The organism is Lysinibacillus sp. G4S2, from assembly GCF_030348505.1.
Lineage (GTDB): Bacteria > Bacillota > Bacilli > Bacillales_A > Planococcaceae > Lysinibacillus.
The window spans coordinates 1,658,228-1,681,174 of sequence record NZ_JAUCFJ010000002.1 but is presented as its reverse complement, the minus strand read 5'-3'; the positions used below and the strand labels follow the sequence as shown (position 1 = coordinate 1,681,174).

The following is a 22,947-nucleotide window of genomic DNA, read 5'->3' as shown; positions in this document are numbered from 1 at the left end:
AATTCAAAAAATGTCTGAAATTTTTGGATTTACACCATTTTTTCTTGCGCTAATTTTAAAATGGCCTGTGCTGCATCATCAATTGACAGTGCTGTCGTGTCTAAAAACAGGGCATCTTTTGCTTGAATTAGTGGTGATGCTTCACGCTCACTATCCATTTTATCACGTAGAGCAATCTCTTCTTGAAGTTTCTCAATTGAAGATTCAATTCCTCGCTTTTGATTGTCAATAAAACGACGTCTCGCTCTCTCTTCTACAGTTGCAGACATAAAGATTTTTAGCTCTGCATTCTTTAACACATGCGTAGCAATATCGCGCCCATCCATAACAACGCCACCGTTAGCTGCAAGTTTTTGTTGCTGTGCCACTAATAGTTCACGCACTTTAGCATGAGCCGATACTTCTGAAACAGATGAAGTTACTTCATTTGATCGAATTTCTGCCGACACGTTCTTCCCGTCTAAATAGACAAGCTGCCCATGAGATGAAGGTTTTAATTCAATTGTGCTAGATGCTAACATTTCTGCTAATTTTGTTTCATCATCTAAATGTATGTTTTGTTGCATTGCTTTATACGTCACAGCACGATACATTGCTCCCGTGTCGATATAAGTAAATCCAAGTGCCTCCGCAACAATTTTTGCGATTGTGCTTTTCCCAGCACCAGCAGGTCCATCAATCGCAATTTGAATGTTTTTCTTCATATTCTTCCCTACTTTCTATCACACCACATTGTACCATAAAAAAGCCCTCTACTAGCAGAGGGCTTTCTTAAAAATCAATCATCAAAAGGATTCGTTTCTTTACGACGATTGACTAACTGACGTTCAAAGCAAAAACGAACAATATGCTGTTTGTCTACATCATCTGTATCTGTTAACTGTATAGTTGCTATTTTTTTGTCATCGTTTTCGTCTATACGAACAACCGTCGCATCCGTGATTACGTATTTAATATCCCCATTGGCATACGGTAAAACAATTGTTAACTTAACCTCATCATCATCTTGGAAAGCAATTGCCCCTTTTAGGACAACTGCCAAACCACCTGCGCTAATATCCGCAGTTACTAGCTGATATTTGTAATCCTTAAACTGTATCGCTACATCCACGGGTGTTTCAACTCGTACATATTCACGACGTTGAATTTTGATAAAGTCTTCTGCCTTTGGACAGTGCAACATAATCATTGGTATATTGCCAGCTTTACGTCCAATCACTTCTGTATTGAAAGCAAATGATAGTTTGTCCTCCGTAAGAAAAGTAGCACTAAATTCAGAACCGTCTATTAAAAATGCTGTTTTCTTTGTGACAACATTTATTGGATAATCGATGTAAATGATATTGTCTTTTTGTTCTACAACTTTACAGCGAAATCTTTCAACACGCTCTGTATAAGTTGGTTCAAGTTCTAATTGTGTACCAATTTTTATTTCCATGAGCATCTCCCCGAGCACAAATATAAATTCATTATCGCATGAGATGCCCATTTTGGCTATATGAACTGGTATTTTTTCCTTGGATTACGTTAAATATTCCACTTTTAAGACGTTGTGATTTTCTGCATCAATTACAACTCTAAATGTTTCTTGGGTATTTTTATCACGGACCGCAATCACCTCATAACAAAGGCGTTGATCAAATTGACCGTTATCTGTATAAATTTTTCTTACTTCCTCTACTTTCACATCATTATCGAAGAAAGTTTTCCAATCAATTGGTCTTGGATTTTGTGATTTAATCGTCTCTTCCTGAATATATTCCATTGCATTGGCACCAAGTAACTCGCCGTTATCCTTTGCAAGTTTTAGTTGAACGCCATCTGCATAAATCAACGCATTATCTCCAGGATGGACACGTGCAAATGTCAGATGCCATGCTTGATTGTTTTCACGAGATTCCACAAATGCAACATCATTCATGCCAAGTCGTTTTAAATATTCTTCAGCTTTTTTCTTAATTTCATCCTGTGATAATCTTGCTTCATCTACTGGGCGTTCCACTAAGTAGGATATTAAATGCCCACCCTTTTCTGTTAAATCGACATATCCTAAACGAATACCTTGGTGGAATTGGATATGATAAAACGGATATGGTGCAGTATCACTACTTTTCGTAACAGTAAATGTTGCATCTTTTATGATAGGGAATAAATTTTTCACTTTTTCCAATGCTTCTTTTTCAGTAATGACTGAATCTTGCAATGCTTTAAGTTCTATTTTTTTCTGCCAATCCGATTCACTTAATGTCAGTGGGAAATCTTTTTCGTTGTAATCTTTTAATGTCTTTTGTACATTATCAAATGTTGTATTCGGGCTCTTAGTATCTACTTGTCGTAACCAGACATCCATTTTACCGTTATTTTTATAAAAGTCTACTGTCGCGGATGTCCATTCATCTGAAAGTGATTGTAAATTTGTAGAGACCTGTGGCATTTTTTTTCGCCAAGCTTCATAATCTCCTGTTTCTGCTGTTTTCTTTGCCTCATCTCCTAGGCGTCCTAAGTAACTTAGCCAATCGTTTGAGACTTCTTGCCCGACAGGAATAGTAGCTAAAGAAGATTGAACGTCAGAGCTTAGTCGCCAAACAGAATCTAACTCATTGTCAATTGCTTTGTCATCTTGAAACAATAGAGATTGTGAAACAGCTTTTTGTAGACCAGATAATTTCTCAGATGCATCCGTTAAACTATTTGTGTACTGAGCTAGCACAGTACGTTGTAAACTAGCGTTTTCTTTATTCACATGAACGCTATATGCCCCTAATCCAATAACTGCCACAGTAAGTATAACAAGCATAGTTCTCATTTATTTTCCTCCTTTCTTATGAACAGAAAATGTGTTCTCCAATTTGTTTTATTTGAGGTCGTGACCAAATCCACTTACTTGTAGCTGTCTTCGGATTAAAATAATAAAGTGCATTTTCTGAAGGATCCCATCCATTCATGGCGTCAATAACAGCTTCTTTTGCGCGTTCGTTGGGTTCAAGCCAAATTTGCCCATCCGCCACTGCTGTAAACGCTAATGGTTGGAAAATAATACCTGAAATTGAATTTGGGAAGTCAGGACTTTCCAGACGATTTAAAATAACAGCCGCTACTGCTACCTGACCTTCATAAGGCTCTCCCCTTGCTTCACCATAAACTGCATTCGCCATTAACTGTACGTCTCTTTCAGTATACTTTGGAGGTACTTGAGTTTTAGTGCCGTTATTATTACTACTACCACTACTTTTACCTCCACCACCACCACCGCCGCCAGTGTTCGTTTTCACTTGCTGTTCAAGTGGCTTGCCTCCATAATAGGTAAATTGATTACCTGCATTTAATTGAGCTTTAACCCAAGCTTCATCGTAATCTGAATTGCCAGATAAAGCTTTTTTTGTATTAGCGCCGGCTATTCCATCCACTGGTAAACCATATTTCTCTTGGAAATTCCGTAAAGCCCAATATGTGTTATAGCCAAATTTTCCATCAATTTTACTTTTATAAAATCCTAAGTATTGTAACCTTGACTGCAGTTCAATGACATCATCTCCATAAGCACCACGAGAAATCTGTTGCTCGGTAAAGGCTATGGCGTCATTTTGCGGAATAGCAAATATGCCAACCCCCAACATCAAAGCAAAAATTAAGCTTACTAAACGCATTATTATCACTCCTTTTATTCATAGCTTGAAACAAACGACTCATTTTATACATATCAATTTTGCCTCGGCAAAATTGCGTCCAGAGGCTTTGTGCTTAAACCTGCAAAAGTTTATTGCGCGAAAGCGAAGCGGCAGCGGCACCGATGCAGGTCAGGTAGCGATTTTAGGCTAACATCCTATATTGAACTCTTTTCCGATTACGTGAAATCCGCTGAGGCTTTGGGCCAACGTGATGTTGGTCACTCAGTCGTTGCCACAGGACGTGGCGTTCTTAGACTGAGTTCCTATATTTCAGCAGGTTTTTAGACATTTGTAACTGCCGTTTCACTTACGTTACATAAAACACTTGCTGAAAGAAGTTAAAAAATAGAAAAGCGTAGAAATCTTTTATAGATTTCTACGCTTTATATTTTTTTATGCATATGCAAATGTTGCACAAGATGATAGTGAGCGAGCTTGACTTTTCGCAGCCCAAACCACCACAAAAATAGCATAAACGGTATCATTAAATATACCCAGTACCCTTTGAATGTTAAAATTGTATTATATAAAATGTGTAATACTACCGGTGCACAAAGCGCCATAGCAATCATTTCTTTCGTCTTTGCAAGCTTCGAAAACTTGGCACGTCCATAATAATAGCCCATTACAACACCGAACAAAGCATGACTTGAGACAGGTAATAATGCTCGCATAAATGCAGTATCTAAACCAAATGAAAATAAATAAAGAACATTTTCAATCGTGGCAAAACCAAGAGATATACTTGCACCATACAATATGCCATCATACGGATCATCAAATTCTACATGATTGTAGATTCCGATTAAAAGAACAAACCATTTAAAAAATTCTTCAACTACACTAGAAAAAACTACATCTTGTAGATAAAGATATCGAAAAACCCCTTCTTCTGTTAGTACATATTGTAAAAACAAGATTGGGAACGTTAAAAATGCGCCATACAAAAACGTTTGAAGTAAGGTTCTTCTTGGCTCCGTTGCCATCTGATTGCGCAAATAGAAGTAACTAAAAAGCGCTAGACCGGGAGCAATGGCAGCTGATAATAAAATGATCATGTTGCCGGCTCCTTTCAAAAATCAATTTCGCCTTGACATAATTATGATCAAACTTTAAATTATGTTAGCACAATTCAAAATCCGTGACATCCGCTGGAGGCTTTAGACCAACAATGTTTTTTGCAAGAAAGCAAAGCATCAGCAGCAGATGGTTTTGCCACAGGACGTGGCGTTCTTAGAGTGAGTTCATCTATTTCATTAGATGTTGGACAACCATATTCGCATTCATCTCATCACCTTCAAAGGTGGGAGACTTCTGCTGAATGAAGATAAACTGCTATTATTATACCATGTAATGACATAAAACTTTTTAAAAGGAGATATCTTTTTATGAAAAAAACAATTTTATTAATTCATACCGGTGGAACAATATCTATGGCAATGACTGATGAAGGTGCCGTTATACCAAACAAGGAAAATCCGCTAATGAAGGAAAGCAACAAACTCAACACACTTGCTACAATTATTGAAATGGAGGCTTTTAATCTTCCATCTCCACATATTACACCAAAAGAAATGCTTACATTACGTAACCTCATTATTGAAAAAGTTTCAGAGGAGCAAATTGATGGCATTGTCATCACACATGGTACTGATACATTAGAAGAAACAGCTTATTTTTTAGAGTTAACTACTGATTTATCGATTCCTATTGTCTTAACGGGTGCAATGCGCTCCTCCAACGAACTTGGTGCAGATGGTATTTATAACTTAGTGGAAGCCGTTCGTGTAGCTGTTGATGAAGAGGCGCGTGAAAAAGGTGTGCTTGTTGTCATGAACGATGAAGTCCATCTTGCTGTTAACACTACAAAAACAAGCACAAGCTCTGTAAACACCTTCCAATCACCACAGTATGGCCCGATTGGACTTATCACAAAATCAAGAATATTGTTTCATCATGCTCCCATCCGCCGCCAATATGTAGATATTCATGGATTACCAAAACGCGTGGCCATGCTGAAAGTGTATGCTGGCATGGAGGTTGATTTACTTGATGTAGTACTCGCATGTAAATATGATGGCGTTGTGTTAGAAGGACTTGGACAAGGTAATGTCCCTCCAACAGTTGTTAAAGGGATTGAGAGTCTCTTAGAGCGCGGTATTCCTGTTATACTCGTATCCCGTTGTTTTAATGGTATCGCAGAGGGTGTCTACGGCTATGTTGGTGGTGGCAAAATGCTCGAAGACTTAGGAGCTATATTTGCAACTGGTATTAATGGTCAAAAGGCACGATTAAAATTATTAATTGGGCTCAACACAGCAGGCACTCCTCTTGATTTAAAGGAATTTTTCATGTAAAGCTAATGTATTCAATTTTCACGTCAACTTATGCATCTTCAACTTGCTTATAATAACTTAAAATATTATGTAATTGATCGATTGCAAACTCAAAATCTGGCTGTATTACTGAAAGCTGTATAAAATTTCTTCGCCGTAAGTATTGGCTATCTGCATGAACATAAAACCCATTTAACTTTAAATCGCTCTGTAGATTTGCTAAAGCCTTAGGAAGTTGTAAAGTGATTAACATTGGATATTGTCTAGTTGAAACTTGATAGTGCATAAATGGTAGCTGCAGCAAAGTAGTAAAGCGTTGCTGTAGCTGTCCATATCTTTCTGGATACGCTTGTAATGCTGCTTCAACATTTGCAACAAGTACTGCTGGTAACGTAAACGGAATCGCACCTTGCTGGTAATTAGCTAAATCGAGATAAGCAGGTAATGTAGTAGATGGTTTCACAATGTTTTGCGAAAAAACAAAAGCCAAGCCGCTAAGTGCACCAATAGCTTTTCCACTTACTGCAGTCGCTAAATAACAATCTTCTAAAGAAAATGGCATTGCTCCGAACGAACTAATGCAATCTACGCAAAGCTTTATATCGTAACGTTTAGTCAGATGTAAAATTCCTTTTAAGTCATTACAAGTACCAGTCGACGTTTCCCCATGTACTGCAAGAAGCCATTGATAAGATTTTTTTTGTAGATACGAGTCCAACATATTTGTATCAAACGATTTTCCCCAATCTTGCTCTATCACATCAAAATCCAATGACCATCTCTCTGCTTGTTTTCGAAGACGTTCTCCAAACTCACCATTTGTTAAAATTAGTCCACGCCCTAATTGTTGAGCCTTCAATTGCCCTAACATCACTTCATTTGCCAATGTCCCTGTTCCTACAATTGTAGCTACATGCGCTGCTCCTGATAATTGAAGCAACTTGTTTCTCATTTGCTCAAATATTGATTGAAAGCCTAACGAACGATGAGAAAGCTCAGAATACTGGAATGGTTCGTTTTGTTTCACTGGCCCTGGATAAAATGTATGGCAATCCTTCGCAAGTCTTTGCTGTAAAGACTTTTCAAATTGCTGTCTCGTTAATACCATTGGTAAAAATAAAGCATCTTCTGTCCCTGTAGCAGGGGCAAATTGAGTAAAACCCATTTGCTTATAAAGTTTTTCTTCACGAGTAGTACCTGAGATTACTGCTGCTGAATAACCTTTTTCGTATGCAAAAGCAGTTAATGCTTGTGTCAATTTTAGTAGTACTCTTCCTGTTCGATATGCCTTCCTCACAGCAAGCAAGCGAATTTCACATAACTTATTACTAATTTCCTTTGATAGATATTGCTCAACCTCTCCTATCTTTTCATCAATTGAAAACGGTCTTTGATCTCTAAAGGCAAGCATACCTATAAGTTCTATTCCTTTGTAAACAACGATATACGTATTTTCATGATGAAAACGGTCAATTTTTTTTCTAGCGGAGTTAGGTTTATGCTGTGGAATTTCTTCGACAAAGGTTTCATAATTTAATCGCGCAATTTCCTCAAACTCCGCTTCTGTATGTGCTATTTTACACCAATACATGTAATCACTCCCTACTCCCTAGAGCTTCTTTAATATTCGACATATGTTTAATAAGCATAAAGCTTATTGCTATTAGTATCGGTATGTATAACAGTAATTTATCTGTATAAATAATCGCTCCAATATATAATACAAAGCCACCTAACATGCTAAGTGTTAAACTTCTAGTTACAATAAGGGTAAGAGCTGTCCCTACAACCATCATTAAAAATAAGCTTGGTGACAATGCCAGACCTACACCTATAAAAGTTGCTACTCCTTTTCCCCCTTTAAATTTAAGCCAAAACGGAAACAAATGACCAAGCATTACTAAACAAGCACCTAGCACTATTTCCCATTCTTCGAAATGCCATAAACGTCCTACAGCAACAATAAGCACACCTTTTAAAGAATCCCCTAAAAAGGTCCATATAAAAGCAGCACTCCCTATAACACTACCAGCATTTCGAGCCCCTAGGTTTTTACTCTTATGCTCCTGTAAATTAACACCATACGCTTTTCCAACGACATACGCCGTCATAAAGTTCCCTACAATATAACTTAGAAACCAATATAATCCAAGCATTTTTTCACACCTTTTTTATCAGCTTCGATGAAATTATGTCTCATCACCATAACGCAGGGTTGGGATTTCCGTTCCGACTGAGCGCTTTCCCAGGGGCGTCCCGATGAGCCCGCTTTGCTCTTTTATCCGTCGCTTTGGCCATTCTTTCCGTCGCTTCGGCTCTTCTTTCCGTCACTCTGGCCCTTCTTTCCGTCGCTCTAGCTCTTCCATCCGTCGCTTCGGCCTCTTTCCGTCGCTTTGGCCATTCTTTCCGTCGCTTTAGCTCTTCCATCCGTCACTCTGGCCATTCTTTCCGTCGCTCTAGCTCTTCCATCCGTCGCTTCGGCCTCTTTCCGTCGCTCTAGCTCTTCCATCCGTCACTCTGGCCATTCTTTCCGTCGCTCTAGCTCTTCCATCCGTCGCTCTAGCTCTTCCATCCGTCACTCTGGCCATTCTTTCTGTCGCTCTAGCTCTTCCATCCGTCGCTTTGGCTCTTCCATCCGTCACTCTGGCCATTCTTTCCGTCGCTCTAGCTCTTCCATCCGTCGCTTCGGCCTCTTTCCGTCGCTCTAGCTCTTCCATCCGTCACTCTGGCCATTCTTTCCGTCGCTTTCTCTCTCCTATACGACGTTTTAAAAAAGCTGTATAAGCTCAAATGCCTATACAGCTTTTATTGTTATTTTGTTCTTTCTGTAATTGTCTTTGCGATACAATCGCCATGGAAACGGCCATTTTCAATAAAAATTTCGTTGGCATTGTTTCCGGCTGCAATTACGCCTGCAATGAATAATCCTTCTACATTTGTTTCCATAGTTTCTGGATTAAAGAAAGGACGACCTGTTTCATCATCGATTGTGACACCCATTGCTCGAATAAAGGAATGATCTGGATGGTAGCCTGTCATCGCAAAAACAAAATCATTTTTTATTGATTTCTTGCTACCATCATTTTCTAAAACGACCTCATGCTCACTAATTTCCAACACATTTGTATTGAAATACATCTTAACTTCTTCATTGCGCACTACCCCTTCAAATTCTGGTAGTACCCACGGTTTAATACTTGGCGAATACTCACTTCCGCGATAAACAACAGTGACACGTGCTCCAGCCTTATTTAACTCAAGCGCCGCATCTACAGCCGAATTTTTCCCACCAATTACAAGAACATCCGTATCGAAAAATTCATGCCCCTCTTTAAAGTAATGGAAAACTTTCGGTAATTGCTCACCTGGAATGTTTAAATAGTTTGGATGGTCATAGTACCCTGTTGCGATCACAACATAAAGTGTTTCATAAACTTCTTTATCTGTCGTTACTGTAAACACTGCTCCATTTTTTACAACGCTATTTACTTTCTCAAAGCGGTTTACTTGAATATCTTTTAATCGCACAACTTCTCGATAATAAACTAGTGCTTGATTTCGCTTAGGTTTACGTCCTTCAATTATAAATGGCACATCACCGATAGCTAAACGTTCACTCGTACTAAAAAAAGTTTGATGCGTAGGGTAATTGTAAATCGCATTTACGATGTTTCCTTTTTCAATTACCATTGGCTTTAATCCAATATTTTGCAAGGCTATTGCTGCTGCTAAACCACATGGGCCTCCTCCAACAATAATTGCATCTACTTGCTGCATTTCTTGACACTCCTATCAACTTCGTATCAGCAAAACTATGCCAATTCTTTACTTTCAAAACGATTATCTTCCATTATACGCCTTTTATCGAGTTTTGGTTGTTTATTTACCCGAAATTTCAATGTCAATAATATGACACTGTGGTCTCGCGCCAAGTCGGAAAGGTAACAATGTCGTACCATAACCGTTACTTACTAACGTCATCACACCCTCACGCTCTCGATAAGAGCCATTTGGATGCACACCGTATGAGCCTATTCTAATTTGACCACCGTGTAAATGCCCACCAATCATTAAATCTGCTCTAAATTTTGCACGGACCCTTGCGAAAACACCTGGGTTATGTGAAATAAAAACAACTAAATCTTTCTCTCCCACCTTTGCAAATGCTTCATCAAAGCTATATTTCATTGTAGATGTATCTTCAATGGCACTTAGCCAAAAGCGGTTTTTTTTAGGTAGTAATACAGCATCATTGGCTATTATCTGAACAGCATGCTCCTGTAAAATACCTCGTAGTCGCTCTTCACCTACTTCCCTGTCATTATTGCCCCATACAAAATAAGTCGGTCCTAAAGGAGTCAATAATTTTAGATTGTCATGAATACGTTCAATAGGTGTGCGTCCATCTGCGAAATCTCCACCAATAATGACAGCATCAAATTGGCCATCTAACTGCTCAATCATCTGGCGGTTAACTTTGCGTAAATGGGTATCCGAAATAAAAAAAAGTCGAATCTTTTCCTGTTCACCCTTTAATAACAATTGATGATGTAAAACATTGTTTTCATGTGCCACCTTGAACATATAAAGCAGGAACGCGATGACTACTAAAACAAATAGTCCAATATAAATCATTCCCTCACATCTCCTTACGACAGCAAAAAGACGATTCGTTGTAATGAAGAATCGCCTTTTCACTAAATCAGACGTACGCCTCAACTTTATTTGTTGTTGACGTTTGTCCTTTATTTTATACTAGAAAAACATCATTGCCAAAGAATGACACCTGCTTTTCTTATGGTAGTTTAATAACTTGCCCAACCATTACATCATTTGAAGACATACCGTTTGCTGCACGGATTTTCGATAGTGTTGCTTCACTTCCATCACCGTAGTGATTCAATGCAATACGATATAGATTTTCATTTGCCTTTACAGTATGGGTACTTGCTTTTGCAGTTTGTTTCTGTTGTTCTGCTTTACGTGCTTCCTCAGCTTTGCGCGCTTGTTCGGCTTTACGTGCTTGTTCAGCTTTATTCGCTTCTGCTTTTCTTGCCGCTTCTGCTTGTGCTATTCTAGCTTGCTCAGCTTTTTTAGCTTCTTCGGCTTTCCTAGCATCTTCGGCACTCTTGGCTGCTTCGGCATTTTTCGCTTCCTCAGCTGCCTTTTTTTCAGCTGCTAATTTCTCAGCGTCTTTCTTAGACTGATCTTTAGCTTTATCTTCTTTACTTGCTTTATCTTCTTTTTTTGCTTTATCGTCTTCTTTATTTTTTTCAGCGGATTCAGTTTTATTTCCTGACTTATCAATTTCTACAATTGTATCCGAAGAATTTTTTTCAGCCTCTTCTATTGTTTCACCTGGTTCATAGAATTTTAAAAAATAAATTAAGATCGATAATGGAATTAAGATAAAGATTACAAAAAGAATCGTCATTAATGGCGTTTTTCGTTTTGTATTTTTCGGCTTTTTATTATTGCCCCCATTTTTATTCATTCTTGAAACTCTAGATAAATTTTGCTGCTCTTCTTGTTCTTCTCCAAAAGATTGACGGTGTTCTTCTATTTTATCACGATAATCTTCTTTACTCATTCGCCTTTCCTCCAACCTTACTACGCTTTCTATCATTCTATTATGACGAATTTTGCGAAAAAAGTAAATGACCGTCAGTTATAGTCTAAAAAGGTTCCTCATCATAACTTGAGGTTGATCATTACGACTGGGCGCTTTCCGATGTTCCACTGAGCCGCTTCAGGGTCTCATTTGTGACGCAAAACCTCAATTTCAGTCGCCCTGAGTCTTCAATCACATGACATACATTTTAACAAAATGTCATCCCAACTTTCAGTGATAAGCCTCTATAAACCTATTAAAAGTTGCTTTAACCGACTTTTCCATGGAATCATTTCTATTTTCTTCTCTTCCTTCAAGCGTTCTTTATTGATTTCATCATAATGGATTCCACAATTTTCACAACAGTTTTCCGGTTTTTTCAGCAATTTTTGCCCAAAATACCCGACTAGCTGCGTGCGAATACAGTCTTTTGTCTGAGTAATTTTTTGCATTTCATCGACAGCACGGTATTTTTCCAGTGCCAAATGATTTAAACGCGCTTTAACTTGTTCTATTGTTTCTTGTTGTAACCAGTAATCAAGTACACGAAAAGCAGTCTCACTCAGCTCTCCGTTTTTCAACATTTGAGAGGGTTGTACTTGTTGATTTAGTAGTTCCTGATAACGATCGACATGACCAGCTGTTGGCAAATCACTTGTTACAACAAATTTCGCAAGTTCTTCGTCACCTTCGCAATAAAGTAAAATCGCTAGCGCCGGCTGACCATCACGCCCTGCACGGCCAATCTCCTGCATGTAATTTTCTACATTGGCAGGCATCGTTTCATGGATGACCTGACGAATATTTGACTTATTGATACCCATTCCAAAAGCATTTGTAGCCACAATCCAGTCGAGCTCTCCGTCAATAAACTGTTGCTGAATAAATTGACGGTCCTCAGCACCATAGCCTGCATGATAAGCAGCCGCTCGTATGCCTGCCTGGATAAGTACTTCGCTATATTGTTCGGCACGCTTGCGCGAGGACATATATAAAATGCCTGGTCCTGCCGTTTCTTTTATATACTGCATTATCCAGTGTGTTTTATCTGCCCTATCCTCAAATACAACACGCCCAAGATGAATATTAGGCCGATCCACATTATACAAAAACTCAAATGGCGCATCTAGCGACAATGTGGCACGTATATCATTGACTACTTTACTTGTCGCAGTTGCTGACAAAGCTAAAACTGGTGGACGATTTACTTGTGAAAACCATTGTCCAATTCGTAAATAATCTGGTCGAAAATCAAAGCCCCACTGAGAAATACAATGAGCCTCATCTACTACGATTAAACCTAACTGCATTTGCGAAAGCTTGTCCTGAACTTGTTGCTGTAAAAGCATTTCTGGTGATGTAAAAATAAAACGATACTGCTCTAAAAAATGTAATACATATCGTTTTTCACTTACATTTAAAAATGAATTTAAGGCAACTACTCTTTTTTCCCCAAAGCGTTTTAACTCCTCTACCTGATCCTGCATTAGCGAAAGCAACGGAGAAACAATTAATACCGGCTTCTGCAAGATATACCCCGGCAACTGATAACAAAGTGATTTTCCCATTCCTGTTGGTAATAAAGCAATAACATCTTGTCCTCCTAGAATTGCTTCAATGACCTCTTTTTGCCCTGGACGAAATGCTGTATAGCCAAAATGCTTTGCCAATATTTGTTCAAGTTCCATTTATACTTCTCCTTTCGCGAGGACAAGCTTTATCTGGAAATAACTCATACCTTCAACCACTTCATGCAAAGTTTTTAATTTTTTTGTTTGATATTGTTTCGATGCCTGCCAAACTTTTTCCGCTTCCTCATAAGAGACGAATGGACCAATCGAAAAGTTTGGTTCATACATAGCTAATTCTACTAAATGATCCTCAATTGTACTTTGTTTTAGCTTTCTAATTTGCACAATCTGTTCAATTGAATAGCCCTGCTCATATAAATGTGCTGTTTGCTGAGCTGAATCGGTTAGTAACGCCTTTACTCTTATCTCCTCAGCTATTTTGCCAAGTAACGGATAATCATTTGTTTGATGTACTTCATTTAATAATGTATGTAGCAATTCTATAAACGCTAATTGACAATCTAAAACTTCTTCCTTTCGTTCACTAGCAAGCTGCTGCCACGTCCATCCTGGTAACCCATAACCACTTAATCGATAAAGGACAAGCTGTTTGTTGGCTTCAGACAAGGTTAACCCAGAAAGCACATGTTCACATTCCTCCAATAATTGCTGCTGTAAATGCCCATCTTGATAGTTATGCTCGAGTAAAAATGTACGAACCCAAGATTGAATATTCGTATCCCGACTTATTGGAGAAAAGGAACGAATTCCAGCACTTTGATAGGATAAGCTTTGTACAATTAAAGAGAATCTAGCAAAAAATAGATGCTCATTTCCCCTATAGTGCCACCCATCAAATAAAAACTCAGGTGTCTGCTCCGCTCGCTGTAAGCCTAGCTTTTTCATGGAATAGTGACCGGATTCTTGCATTATTAACCAACTATACTGTAAAAATAAAGATACGGCCTCATCAAATGTTGCTCGAGGTAACTTAGGTAGTAGCCCAAAATAATTATGTAGCTGAAATAGCCCGATATCTTGAATAGTCTGGCCTGAGCGCTTCCCTCTCAATACATGATAGGCAGCTGAAATAGTTCGTTCATTATTGAGTTTTTGAAAGATTTGCAATAAAATTTGATGAAACATAGACGCAAATTCCTCCAATTTAATAGTATTTATGTTGAAATGTAAGTTAAACATCTTTAAAATGAGTATGAAGCTTTGTAGGAATATCGTAAAAGGAGAGAAAGAAAATGGCTAAATACACAATTGTTGATAAAGATACATGTATCGCTTGTGGCGCTTGCGGAGCCGCAGCACCAGATATTTATGATTATGATGATGAAGGGATTGCCTTCGTTATTTTAGATGATAACATGGGAACTGCTGAAGTTCCAGAAGATCTATTAGAAGACATGCAAGATGCTTTCGAAGGTTGCCCAACTGACTCAATCAAAGTAGCAGACGAAACTTTTGATGGCGACTCATTAAAATTCGAATAGTTTTTACACTTCATTAGTTTTGAAGGCATCCTTAACCGGGTGCCTTTACTTTTATATGTCAGCTTTAATTGATTGTATGATGATTTATTTCCCCATTTTGGCTTCACATAAAAACTATTGGAGGAATGATAGTGTTTAATCAATTAGAAACAGATCATAGCTTATACCAAATTGATGAAGAAAATATTCAACAATTTAAAAATCTTGCAGCAAAATGGCAAACTATTTTTCCCGATTTTCAATCTAAGTGTATGAATGCATTAGATTCTTGGGCTGTTATTTTAAATTGCTGGTTCTTTTTAAAATCTCATCAAAAAGATAGTCTTTTTTTAAATTCTTCAAAGGCTATGCACTATTCAATTAACATTTTTTTAATTGAAGAGCTCAAAAAGATTCAAATTATTCATAAAATTACCGAGAAAAATGATGATGATTTATTCTATTTCGTCGCTTTCCAACTAGGCAATAATATTGACCTCTGGGCCTATAACATATTTGGACAAAATGATGCGGCAGATCTTATAGAACAAATAATCCAGCAACCCTATTTTCTAGCTCATTTGAATGATGATCTTATATCTAGCGACAAAACATTTCATAAAGTTCAAACAAGAGCAATCAAATATATGGCACAGGCTATTCGTACGCAAAACTCCTTTAGAATTGCAGTACACAGCGCAGTTTACAGAGCATTAGATATATATGAGTCAGCTAAAATTTAAATACAGCTATTGGATTCGTCTCTAAGTACGTGGAGATGAATTTTTTTTGCCCTGCGTAATTGTTGCTGTCGCTACGTTAGCACTTCGCTTTCGCACAGATATAATTGGACACTCTTTTCATCTTATTATTGCATCCATTTTTTATGTATGATAAGATTTTAGTAGTTGGTACTAATAACAGATATTATTTCATAAAGGGGTTCTTATAGATGATGGATAATTTATTACAATTAAAAGATAAGAATATCGTTGTAATGGGCGTAGCAAACGATCGAAGTATTGCTTGGGGTATCGCAAAACGTTTATTTGATGTAGGTGCAAATGTTATTTTCACATACCGTCAAGAACGTTCATTAAAAAAATTACAAATGCAATTAGAGAAAATCGGACAATCTGATTCACTGATCGTACAATGTGATGTCAACAGCGACGAGAGCACAAAAGCAGCCTTCGATGAAATCGGTACAAAAGTAGGCGTTATCCATGGTATCGTGCACTCAGTAGCGTTTGCTAATGCAGAAGATTTACACAATCGCTTCTTAAATACAACTCGTGACGGCTATGCATTTGCACAAGATACTAGTGCTTATTCCCTTATTTCAGCAGCAAAAGCAGCACATCCTTATATGACTGAAGGCGGTTCTATCGTAACGATGAGTTATTTAGGAGCAGAACGCGTGCTTGATGGCTACAACGTAATGGGCGTAGCGAAAGCTGCATTAGAGGCTTCTACGCGCTACCTTGCTGCAGATATTGGTAAAGATAATATTCGCGTCAATGCAATCTCAGCTGGAGCGATTCGCACACTTGCTGCAAAAGGCGTTCCTTCTTTCAACACAATTTTACACAAAATCGAAGAAACAGCTCCATTAAAACGCAATGTTCAACAAGACGAAGTAGCAGATATGACAATCGTGATGCTTTCTCACTTATCACGCGGTGTGACAGGCGAAACGATTTACATCGACGCTGGCTACAATATTATGGGTTAAATACAAAGAAGCATGGAAGATCATCATTGATCTCTCATGCTTTTTTTGTTTCGGATTTATAAATCTGTTACTTTATTACCTTTGGAGCTGGGTAATCAAAGCCCTTTGTATCTACTTCGACCTTTTTCATTTGTTGATCTTTTATTGGTTTTTCACCATCTCGTTCAGCAGCAGCGATAGCATCTACTGTTTCCATCCCCTCGATTACTTTCCCAAAAGCAGCATATTTGCCATCTAGTTGCGGTGTATCCTTGACCATAATGAAAAATTGAGATCCCGCAGAATTCGGATCATTTGAACGAGCCATTGAAATGACACCACGTTCATGCTTTAAATCATTTTTAAAATCATTTGATGTAAACTCACCTTCTATCGAATAATCCGGTCCGCCTGTACCATTACCTGAAGGATCTCCACCTTGAATCATAAAATCAGGGACAACTCGATGGAAAATAAGACCATCATAAAAGCCTTTTTTAGCTAAGGAAATAAAATTTGCTACCGTATTCGGCGCAGTAGAAGGTTCTAATTCGATGACGATTTTTTCATCATTGTTCATCGTAATTGTTACAATTGGATTTTCCTTCACTTTTGATGAATAATCCACCTTTTCTTCCGATTCCTTTTCCTTATTTCCCTCAGATTGCCCACTTTCTTTAGCTGCTCCACAACCCGTCAACACAAAAGCTACCGCTAGCAGAGCAAAGGCAACATAAAATCCTTTATATCGCGCGAACATATTCTTTCAACTCCTTTTTATACCAGTCTTCTCATTATAAGACTATCAAATAGCTTACGACAAATCATTTTTAGGAACATATAAACCATCAAAATAAAAACAATTCCTAAGGCCCTGTTGCAATACGTTGTTTGGCAATAATACCCGTTAATAAAAATGATAGTAAACATGCAACAACTAAAAATACAGTAATCATTGCAATAACGCCACCCCAGCCATAATGCATCCAGAAAACCCCTCCTACTGTTCCTCCAACGCTGGAACCAAAATAATAGAAAAACAAATAGAGAGAAGATGCTTGTGCTTTATCATGAGTGGCTCGCTTACTCACCCAGCCACTGGCAATCGAGTGCGCCGCAAAGAAACCAAAAGTAAAGATTGTAATCCCAGTAATTTTCAAACTAAGTAGCCCAATTAATGTAAGAATTGCCCCTGTCAACATAATAGCAATGGACAATAACAACATTTTTTGGCGGCCATATTGATCCGCTAGACTACCGAACCAAGCAGAGCTAAAAGTACCTACTAAGTAAATAACAAAAATCCAACCAACAATTGTGGCACTTAAATTATAAGGAGGTGCCATTAATTTAAAGCCAATATAATTATACAGTGTCACAAAACTTCCCATTAAAACAAAGCTTATACCAAAAAGACACAGCATCGATGGATCTTTTAAATGCTGAACAAGGGATTTCGTCAGTGCCTTTATTTGTAACGGACGCGCAGTAAAATGCTTGGAGTTTGGTAACATCCAGACAAATAACACACTAATCAAAAGACTGATTACACCAAGGACAATCATCCCTACTTGCCAATTATAAAGATCTGTTAACGTTCCGATAATGACCCTGCCACTTAGTCCTCCAACCGAATTTCCACTTATGTATAAGCCCATGGCAATACCTAAGCTAGATGGGTCAATCTCCTCTCCTAAATAAGCCATAGCAATTGCAGGCAATCCAGCAAAAACTACTCCCTGTATAACACGCAACACTAAAATCGTTTCAAAATTAGGAGCAAAGGCAAGTGCAAGTGTAAGAATAGATGCCGCAAAAATAGAAATCGTCATCAAAGATTTTCTGCCCCATGCCTCTGATAATGAGCCCACAATAATCATACTGATAGATAACGCAAAAGTTGTCACAGAAAGCGATAAACTCGCAACTGCTGGTGATACATGAAACTCCTTTGCAAATGTTGGTAGCAGCGGTTGTGACACATATAAGTTAGCGAAAGTTATAAAGCCTGCTAAAAATAAAGCCCAATTAGCTTTATTAAAGGCCTTAGTCCCTCTTTGTATAGTACCCATTTTTTCTCTCTCCTTACGTACAGCCAGTCCTACTATTATTCTAATACAATTTTTTAAATCACACGATAGACTTGTCAAAAAATAGACATATTTATCCCTATTACTGTTATTCACCTCTTATTAAACGCAGAAAAAGCAAATATGTAACAGTAGAAAAGCTCTATAAATATTATTTCATCAGGCGAGTTGATTAGAAAAAAATGGGTTTATTATTGAGCGATAAAAGGATTTTTCCGTTACTATCCCGCTTATATATTTCCATTTTAACTGATTGTAGTGGAGGAAGCGGCTCGACGCTCGCTCGCAGGAAGCCTTGCTCTGCACGAAAGCGAAGCGTCAGCGCCAAATGGTTTATCTGTGCGAAAGCGAAGCGTCAGCAACAAAGCGAGGAGCCCGTAGCAGAAATTGCCTCTTCGAATATATAAAAATGGTTAATCAACACACCTGTTATTTCATTTCCCTTTCAAGGTTCTATAAATAATCAACAACTCATCCAGTAACAGTTTTATACAGTTTACTTATAATTTGGCTCATCACCAAAAGTTGTGGATGACATTAGTTAAAACATATGCTATTGGAGTGGAGGCTGGGCGACTCCTTGGGGATCAGCGTCACAGATGAGACCCTGGAGCGAGCAACGCGAGTGAAGCGGCTCATCGGACGCCCCCAGGAAAGCGCCCAGCCGGAACGGAAATCAACCACCAGTAGATTTAAAATTTTTTCTATTTTGAATTGGCAGATATTGTGTTACAGTGAAAGCAGTCAACTAGAAATCATTGGTAATAACAACTCCGATGACTTATGCACAATGCGTTAAAATATTAAAGAGGTGAAAACTATTGCAAATTACAATTGATCAACAATTATTTTTACGAACTGTCACATTAGAAGATGCCAAAACTGTTTTTGCATTAACAGATGCGTCTCGAGACTATTTACGTGAATGGTTGCCGTGGCTAGATATTACAAAAGAAGTAACCGACACAACAGCTTATATTGAAGGTTGTATCAAGGGACACGAAGCTAAAAGTAGCCTCTCGTTTGTCATCATTTTTCAAAATGAAATCGTTGGGATTGCTGGCTTCAATACTATAAACCATAGCAATAAAATAGCTGCGATAGGCTATTGGCTCAGTGAAGGAGCTCAAGGACATGGTATTATGACAAAGACCGTACAGGCTTTATTACAATATACTTTCGAAGAGTTACAGCTCAATAAAGTCGAAATTCGTGCTGCTGTGGACAATGCAAAAAGCCGTGCCATCCCAGAGCGACTTGGCTTTACAAAAGAAGGGACTATTCGTGAAGCAGAATGGCTTTACGATCATTTTGTAGACCATGCTGCATACGGCATGCTCGCTAGTGAGTGGAAACAAATTAATGAGGACTATTCTTGTTCTTAATCGATAAATAGCCACCTGATGACACTTAGCATCAGGTGGCTATTGTTATTATTTTTGTTCAACTGTTTCTTTTATCTCTTTTTGTGTTTCATCAGCTGTAGCTGTTTGCTTCTTTTCTAAGCCAGCTGCTATTTGCTCTAACTCAGGACGCAATGTATGTTTACCTGCATAGCTTTCAATTAGTTCCTTCACGTCAATCCCTGAAGTTTCTTTCAATGATTCTTGTAATGTTGACATTAAATTAGTTGCGTAAGCAGTTATTTTATTGGCACCACCGCTTCCTTCTCCTCCACCAGTATCAACAACAGTAATCTTATCGATATTGCCAAGTGGACTCGCAAGCTCTTTCGCATATTCTGGCATCATACGTACAATCATATCAAGGACAGCTGCTTGACCATAGTATTCGAAGGCTTCCGCAATCTTACGTTTTGCCTCGGCTTCTGCAAGACCACGAAGACGAATAATATCTGCATCTGTTTCCCCTTTTGCACGCTCAGCATCCGCTTTCGCAAGACCGTCCAAACGAATTTTCTCTGCTTCGGCTTGTGCTAACGATTCGATACGGTATTTCTCCGCATCTGCCTGCGCTAGTTCACGCATTTTAGCCGCAACTGCATTTTGCTCAACAGCATAACGATCAGCATCAGCCTTTTTCTTAACTTCTGAATCGTATTGCTTCTCACGACGTAAAATCTCTTTTTCTTCTAACTCAATTTGCTTTTGACGTTCAATAATACGAATTTGCATTTCCTGTTCAGTTACTTCCTGTTTTGCACGCGCCGTTTCTAACTCATATGCTTGGTCTGCACGAGCTTTTGCAATATCTTGTTCACGACGGAATTCAGCTACTTTTAACTGATTTTCTTTTTCTGCTTCCGCAATTTCTGTAGCACGTTCAAGCTCAGCCTTTTGCGCTTCTTTGGATGCTTCAGCACGCTTAATACGCGTTTCTTTTTCAGCGTCTGCCGTCGCGATATCCGCGTCACGTTTAACCTGGGCAATACGTGGCTTACCAAGCGATTCTAAGTAGCCATTTTTATCGCGTACATCTTTAATCGTAAAGGAAACGATTGTCAGACCCATCTTCGCCAAATCCTGAGATGCAACACGTTGTACTTCCTGAGAGAATTTATCACGGTTTTTATAAATTTCTTCAACCGTCATTGACCCTAAGATCGAACGTAAATGACCTTCTAACACTTCACGCGCTTCATTTTCACGATCTTCCTTTTGCTTTCCTAAAAACTGCTCTGCTGCAGTTGCAATTTCTGAAATAGAACCACCAATTTTAATGATAGCGGTTCCATCTGCCATCACTGGTACACCTTGCTCTGTATACACTTCAGGTGTTGTCACATCAAGCTTACTAGACAATAAGCTTAATGGCTGCGCTTGCTGGAAAATTGGGAATACGAATGTCCCGCCACCACGGATAATTTTTATACGATTTCCTGACTCATCTTTATGTACATTTTTTGAGCCAAGATAGCTACCTGTTACAATAAGTGCCTCATCAGGACCCGCTGTACGATACTTGGTCACATACAGTGCAACTATGGCAATTAAAATAAAAGCTACAATCCCTAAAACACTTAAAATTCCCATCGACATATACGTATCTCTCCTTTATAAAAATTTCTTCTCATAGGATCTCACAAAAAGCGTTCCTTCCTTTACTTCCACAACAAGTACCGTCGTATCGTAGTCGATAGCCTCATTGTCAAAGCCTGTTGCTCGCTTCGAAATCAAACCACTTGTCGTTTCAATAACAACTTCTCCAAAACCGTCACTTGGGATTGGGACAATTACCTTTCCAAGCTGACCCCCAAGCGATTCTTCCGTATAAGCTAAAGAAACATCGGCCGATCTAAGCGGAACAAGAACGAATAAATAAAATAGTGCACTTAAAATAGCTCCGATGATACAAGCAGCAACGATATTCCAAACGCTAGGGAATAAGGCTAACTTTTCTAAAATAAATCCTGCTGCTGACATCAACGTAATGAAAGATAGAATGACACTTGGATTAAAAATCGGTAGCCCCTCTCCAATGCCTTCAACAGCATCACCAAAAAACATAAACAAAAGAGTTGCAAGGCCGGCGAAAATTAATACCACTAAAAAGATCTGCTCAAGTGAATAGCCAAATAGCGTCAAGTTGTTCACCCCTTTTCATTGTATTACCTTCTATACGATTGTACCAAACAGAAAGTTTCATAATTTTTTGTATTTTTTCAAACATTCTAATGAATAGTTTTATATTAGTAATTTTCATTTTCTTCAAACAGAACCATGTTACAATATAATGAATACAGGCAACTAAGGAGATATTGCATGAAGCTTTCAACCATTTTAAATTTTTGTATTCTTGTATTTTTCACCTTACTTTTCGTCAATGATTTTTTCCCACACACTACATTATCTGAGATACTGTCTAAACAAATCATCCTCCTTATATTAATCGCTCTTGTCATCGTACAAATTGCGTTGGACAAAGGTAAATATAAAAAGCTTTCTAAAAAAGCATATGTTGGCTTAACAGTATATACAGTCATGCTTTGGATTGTTTTAACATTACTTGGCGGTGAATCGCAATTAGGTTTATCCTATACCAGTCCTGTTTTTTATTTGATCGTGTTTTTACTTGCGCTTGATTTACTACGTCTTTATCGTCAATCAAAAAGAGAGCAGTCTGAGGAAAAAGCAAAGCAATAAATACAGCTCATCGGACGCAGCCGCCCAGGAAAGCGCCCAGCCAGAATGGAAATCAACTCCACATTATGGTTCTACCCGTTGATTTTATCTACAAAAATAAAAAGCATGTCACCGGTCGAACTTATTTTAAAGCTCCAATCGGCAGATATGCTTTTTTATAATTCCAATACATTTATGAGATTAAATGCTTTCAATCTCTAAAAAATAAAGCATAAAACAACTTTAATTTTGTGCTAATTGGAGCAAATAAAATGACGAGCGTGTGTGCTGGAATGGAATTGATTGAGGGTAATCGTTCTAATCTTTTTTAAACTAAGAAACATACAACACATAAAGTCCAGGTACTCACCATATAACGAGCGCCTGGTCAATC

Annotated in this window: 26 protein-coding genes; 10 read left to right on the top strand and 16 right to left on the bottom strand. The window is 38.2% G+C overall.

Annotated features, from left to right (window positions below):
- Positions 1-29 precede the first annotated feature (29 nt).
- The 5 genes from cmk to prsW form a co-directional block, all read right to left on the bottom strand.
- Positions 30-704, bottom strand: a complete 675-nt coding sequence (cmk, locus tag QUF91_RS08530) for a (d)CMP kinase (RefSeq protein ID WP_289417518.1) — start codon at positions 702-704, stop codon at positions 30-32.
- A gap of 74 nt (positions 705-778) precedes the next feature.
- The gene (locus tag QUF91_RS08525; RefSeq protein WP_285394802.1) at positions 779-1,438 is read right to left on the bottom strand and encodes a flagellar brake protein; all 660 of its coding nucleotides are present in this window, start codon (positions 1,436-1,438) and stop codon (positions 779-781) included.
- Positions 1,439-1,522: 84 nt separating this feature from the next.
- Positions 1,523-2,806: a PepSY1/2 domain-containing protein gene (locus QUF91_RS08520; RefSeq protein ID WP_289417517.1), complete on the bottom strand. Its 1,284-nt coding sequence runs from the start codon at positions 2,804-2,806 to the stop codon at positions 1,523-1,525.
- A gap of 16 nt (positions 2,807-2,822) precedes the next feature.
- Positions 2,823-3,647, bottom strand: a complete 825-nt coding sequence (gene sleB / locus QUF91_RS08515) for a spore cortex-lytic enzyme (protein WP_285394804.1) — start codon at positions 3,645-3,647, stop codon at positions 2,823-2,825.
- 404 nt (positions 3,648-4,051) lie between these two features.
- On the bottom strand, positions 4,052-4,726 hold the full coding sequence (prsW, locus tag QUF91_RS08510) for a glutamic-type intramembrane protease PrsW (RefSeq protein WP_285394805.1): 675 nt from the start codon (positions 4,724-4,726) through the stop codon (positions 4,052-4,054).
- A 330-nt stretch (positions 4,727-5,056) separates the two neighbouring features.
- On the opposite strand from prsW, the gene QUF91_RS08505 reads away from it, so the two are divergent.
- On the top strand, positions 5,057-6,025 hold the full coding sequence (locus QUF91_RS08505; protein WP_285394807.1) for an asparaginase: 969 nt from the start codon (positions 5,057-5,059) through the stop codon (positions 6,023-6,025).
- 28 nt (positions 6,026-6,053) lie between these two features.
- Here QUF91_RS08505 and QUF91_RS08500 read toward each other — a convergent pair whose 3' ends face one another.
- Both QUF91_RS08500 and QUF91_RS08495 read right to left on the bottom strand, forming a co-directional pair.
- Positions 6,054-7,595, bottom strand: coding sequence for an aminotransferase class V-fold PLP-dependent enzyme (locus QUF91_RS08500; protein WP_285394808.1), 1,542 nt, complete (start codon positions 7,593-7,595; stop codon positions 6,054-6,056).
- Positions 7,596-7,599: 4 nt separating this feature from the next.
- The gene (locus QUF91_RS08495; protein ID WP_289417516.1) at positions 7,600-8,160 is read right to left on the bottom strand and encodes a glycerol-3-phosphate acyltransferase; all 561 of its coding nucleotides are present in this window, start codon (positions 8,158-8,160) and stop codon (positions 7,600-7,602) included.
- A gap of 103 nt (positions 8,161-8,263) precedes the next feature.
- Between QUF91_RS08495 and QUF91_RS08490 the strand changes: the two genes are divergently transcribed.
- The gene (locus QUF91_RS08490) at positions 8,264-8,422 is read left to right on the top strand and encodes a hypothetical protein (protein ID WP_289417515.1); all 159 of its coding nucleotides are present in this window, start codon (positions 8,264-8,266) and stop codon (positions 8,420-8,422) included.
- Positions 8,398-8,712 (top strand): hypothetical protein, encoded by a 315-nt coding sequence (locus QUF91_RS08485; RefSeq protein ID WP_289417514.1) that lies wholly within the window; start codon positions 8,398-8,400, stop codon positions 8,710-8,712. The genes QUF91_RS08490 and QUF91_RS08485 overlap by 25 nt, the downstream gene beginning before the upstream one ends.
- Positions 8,713-8,815: 103 nt before the next feature.
- Here the strand turns inward: QUF91_RS08485 and QUF91_RS08480 are convergent, their stop codons facing one another.
- The 5 genes from QUF91_RS08480 to QUF91_RS08460 all read right to left on the bottom strand — a co-directional run bounded on the left by QUF91_RS08480 (position 8,816) and on the right by QUF91_RS08460 (position 14,332).
- Entirely contained in the window at positions 8,816-9,781 is a 966-nt protein-coding gene (locus QUF91_RS08480; protein ID WP_289417513.1) for a YpdA family putative bacillithiol disulfide reductase, read from the bottom strand.
- Between the two features lie 102 nt (positions 9,782-9,883).
- On the bottom strand, positions 9,884-10,639 hold the full coding sequence (locus QUF91_RS08475) for a metallophosphoesterase (RefSeq protein WP_289417512.1): 756 nt from the start codon (positions 10,637-10,639) through the stop codon (positions 9,884-9,886).
- 160 nt (positions 10,640-10,799) lie between these two features.
- Positions 10,800-11,594 carry a LysM peptidoglycan-binding domain-containing protein gene (locus tag QUF91_RS08470; RefSeq protein ID WP_285400231.1) on the bottom strand — a complete coding sequence of 265 codons (795 nt, stop codon included), beginning with the start codon at positions 11,592-11,594 and terminating at the stop codon, positions 10,800-10,802.
- A 266-nt stretch (positions 11,595-11,860) separates the two neighbouring features.
- Positions 11,861-13,303 (bottom strand): RecQ family ATP-dependent DNA helicase, encoded by a 1,443-nt coding sequence (locus tag QUF91_RS08465; RefSeq protein ID WP_285400233.1) that lies wholly within the window; start codon positions 13,301-13,303, stop codon positions 11,861-11,863.
- Entirely contained in the window at positions 13,304-14,332 is a 1,029-nt protein-coding gene (locus QUF91_RS08460; RefSeq protein ID WP_285400234.1) for a YpbB family protein, read from the bottom strand.
- Between the two features lie 107 nt (positions 14,333-14,439).
- Here QUF91_RS08460 and QUF91_RS08455 point away from each other — a divergent pair, with 107 nt between their 5' ends.
- From QUF91_RS08455 to QUF91_RS08445, 3 genes are all read left to right on the top strand, one after another.
- Positions 14,440-14,688: a ferredoxin gene (locus tag QUF91_RS08455; protein WP_004232564.1), complete on the top strand. Its 249-nt coding sequence runs from the start codon at positions 14,440-14,442 to the stop codon at positions 14,686-14,688.
- Positions 14,689-14,813: 125 nt separating this feature from the next.
- Complete coding sequence (locus QUF91_RS08450; protein ID WP_285400238.1) at positions 14,814-15,410, top strand: hypothetical protein; 597 nt, start codon at positions 14,814-14,816, stop codon at positions 15,408-15,410.
- Positions 15,411-15,619: 209 nt separating this feature from the next.
- Positions 15,620-16,402 carry an enoyl-ACP reductase FabI gene (locus QUF91_RS08445; protein ID WP_285400239.1) on the top strand — a complete coding sequence of 261 codons (783 nt, stop codon included), beginning with the start codon at positions 15,620-15,622 and terminating at the stop codon, positions 16,400-16,402.
- A 67-nt stretch (positions 16,403-16,469) separates the two neighbouring features.
- Here the strand turns inward: QUF91_RS08445 and QUF91_RS08440 are convergent, their stop codons facing one another.
- Positions 16,470-17,141, bottom strand: coding sequence for a peptidylprolyl isomerase (locus QUF91_RS08440; RefSeq protein WP_289417511.1), 672 nt, complete (start codon positions 17,139-17,141; stop codon positions 16,470-16,472).
- Positions 17,142-17,247: 106 nt separating this feature from the next.
- A complete protein-coding gene (locus QUF91_RS08435; RefSeq protein WP_289417510.1) occupies positions 17,248-18,453 on the bottom strand; it encodes an MFS transporter in 1,206 nt (401 codons plus the stop codon).
- A gap of 212 nt (positions 18,454-18,665) precedes the next feature.
- On the opposite strand from QUF91_RS08435, the gene QUF91_RS08430 reads away from it, so the two are divergent.
- From QUF91_RS08430 to QUF91_RS08420, 3 genes are all read left to right on the top strand, one after another.
- Positions 18,666-18,878, top strand: a complete 213-nt coding sequence (locus QUF91_RS08430) for a hypothetical protein (RefSeq protein WP_289417509.1) — start codon at positions 18,666-18,668, stop codon at positions 18,876-18,878.
- 173 nt (positions 18,879-19,051) lie between these two features.
- On the top strand, positions 19,052-19,270 hold the full coding sequence (locus QUF91_RS08425) for a hypothetical protein (RefSeq protein ID WP_289417508.1): 219 nt from the start codon (positions 19,052-19,054) through the stop codon (positions 19,268-19,270).
- A 22-nt stretch (positions 19,271-19,292) separates the two neighbouring features.
- Positions 19,293-19,856, top strand: a complete 564-nt coding sequence (locus tag QUF91_RS08420; protein WP_289417507.1) for a GNAT family N-acetyltransferase — start codon at positions 19,293-19,295, stop codon at positions 19,854-19,856.
- A gap of 48 nt (positions 19,857-19,904) precedes the next feature.
- Here the strand turns inward: QUF91_RS08420 and QUF91_RS08415 are convergent, their stop codons facing one another.
- Together QUF91_RS08415 and QUF91_RS08410 are read right to left on the bottom strand one after the other, a co-directional pair.
- A complete protein-coding gene (locus QUF91_RS08415; RefSeq protein ID WP_289417506.1) occupies positions 19,905-21,470 on the bottom strand; it encodes a flotillin lipid rafts scaffold protein FloT in 1,566 nt (521 codons plus the stop codon).
- Between the two features lie 15 nt (positions 21,471-21,485).
- The gene (locus QUF91_RS08410; RefSeq protein ID WP_289417505.1) at positions 21,486-22,016 is read right to left on the bottom strand and encodes an NfeD family membrane protein; all 531 of its coding nucleotides are present in this window, start codon (positions 22,014-22,016) and stop codon (positions 21,486-21,488) included.
- A gap of 177 nt (positions 22,017-22,193) precedes the next feature.
- Here QUF91_RS08410 and QUF91_RS08405 point away from each other — a divergent pair, with 177 nt between their 5' ends.
- Positions 22,194-22,574 (top strand): hypothetical protein, encoded by a 381-nt coding sequence (locus QUF91_RS08405; protein WP_285400248.1) that lies wholly within the window; start codon positions 22,194-22,196, stop codon positions 22,572-22,574.
- The last annotated feature ends 373 nt before the right edge of the window (positions 22,575-22,947 follow it).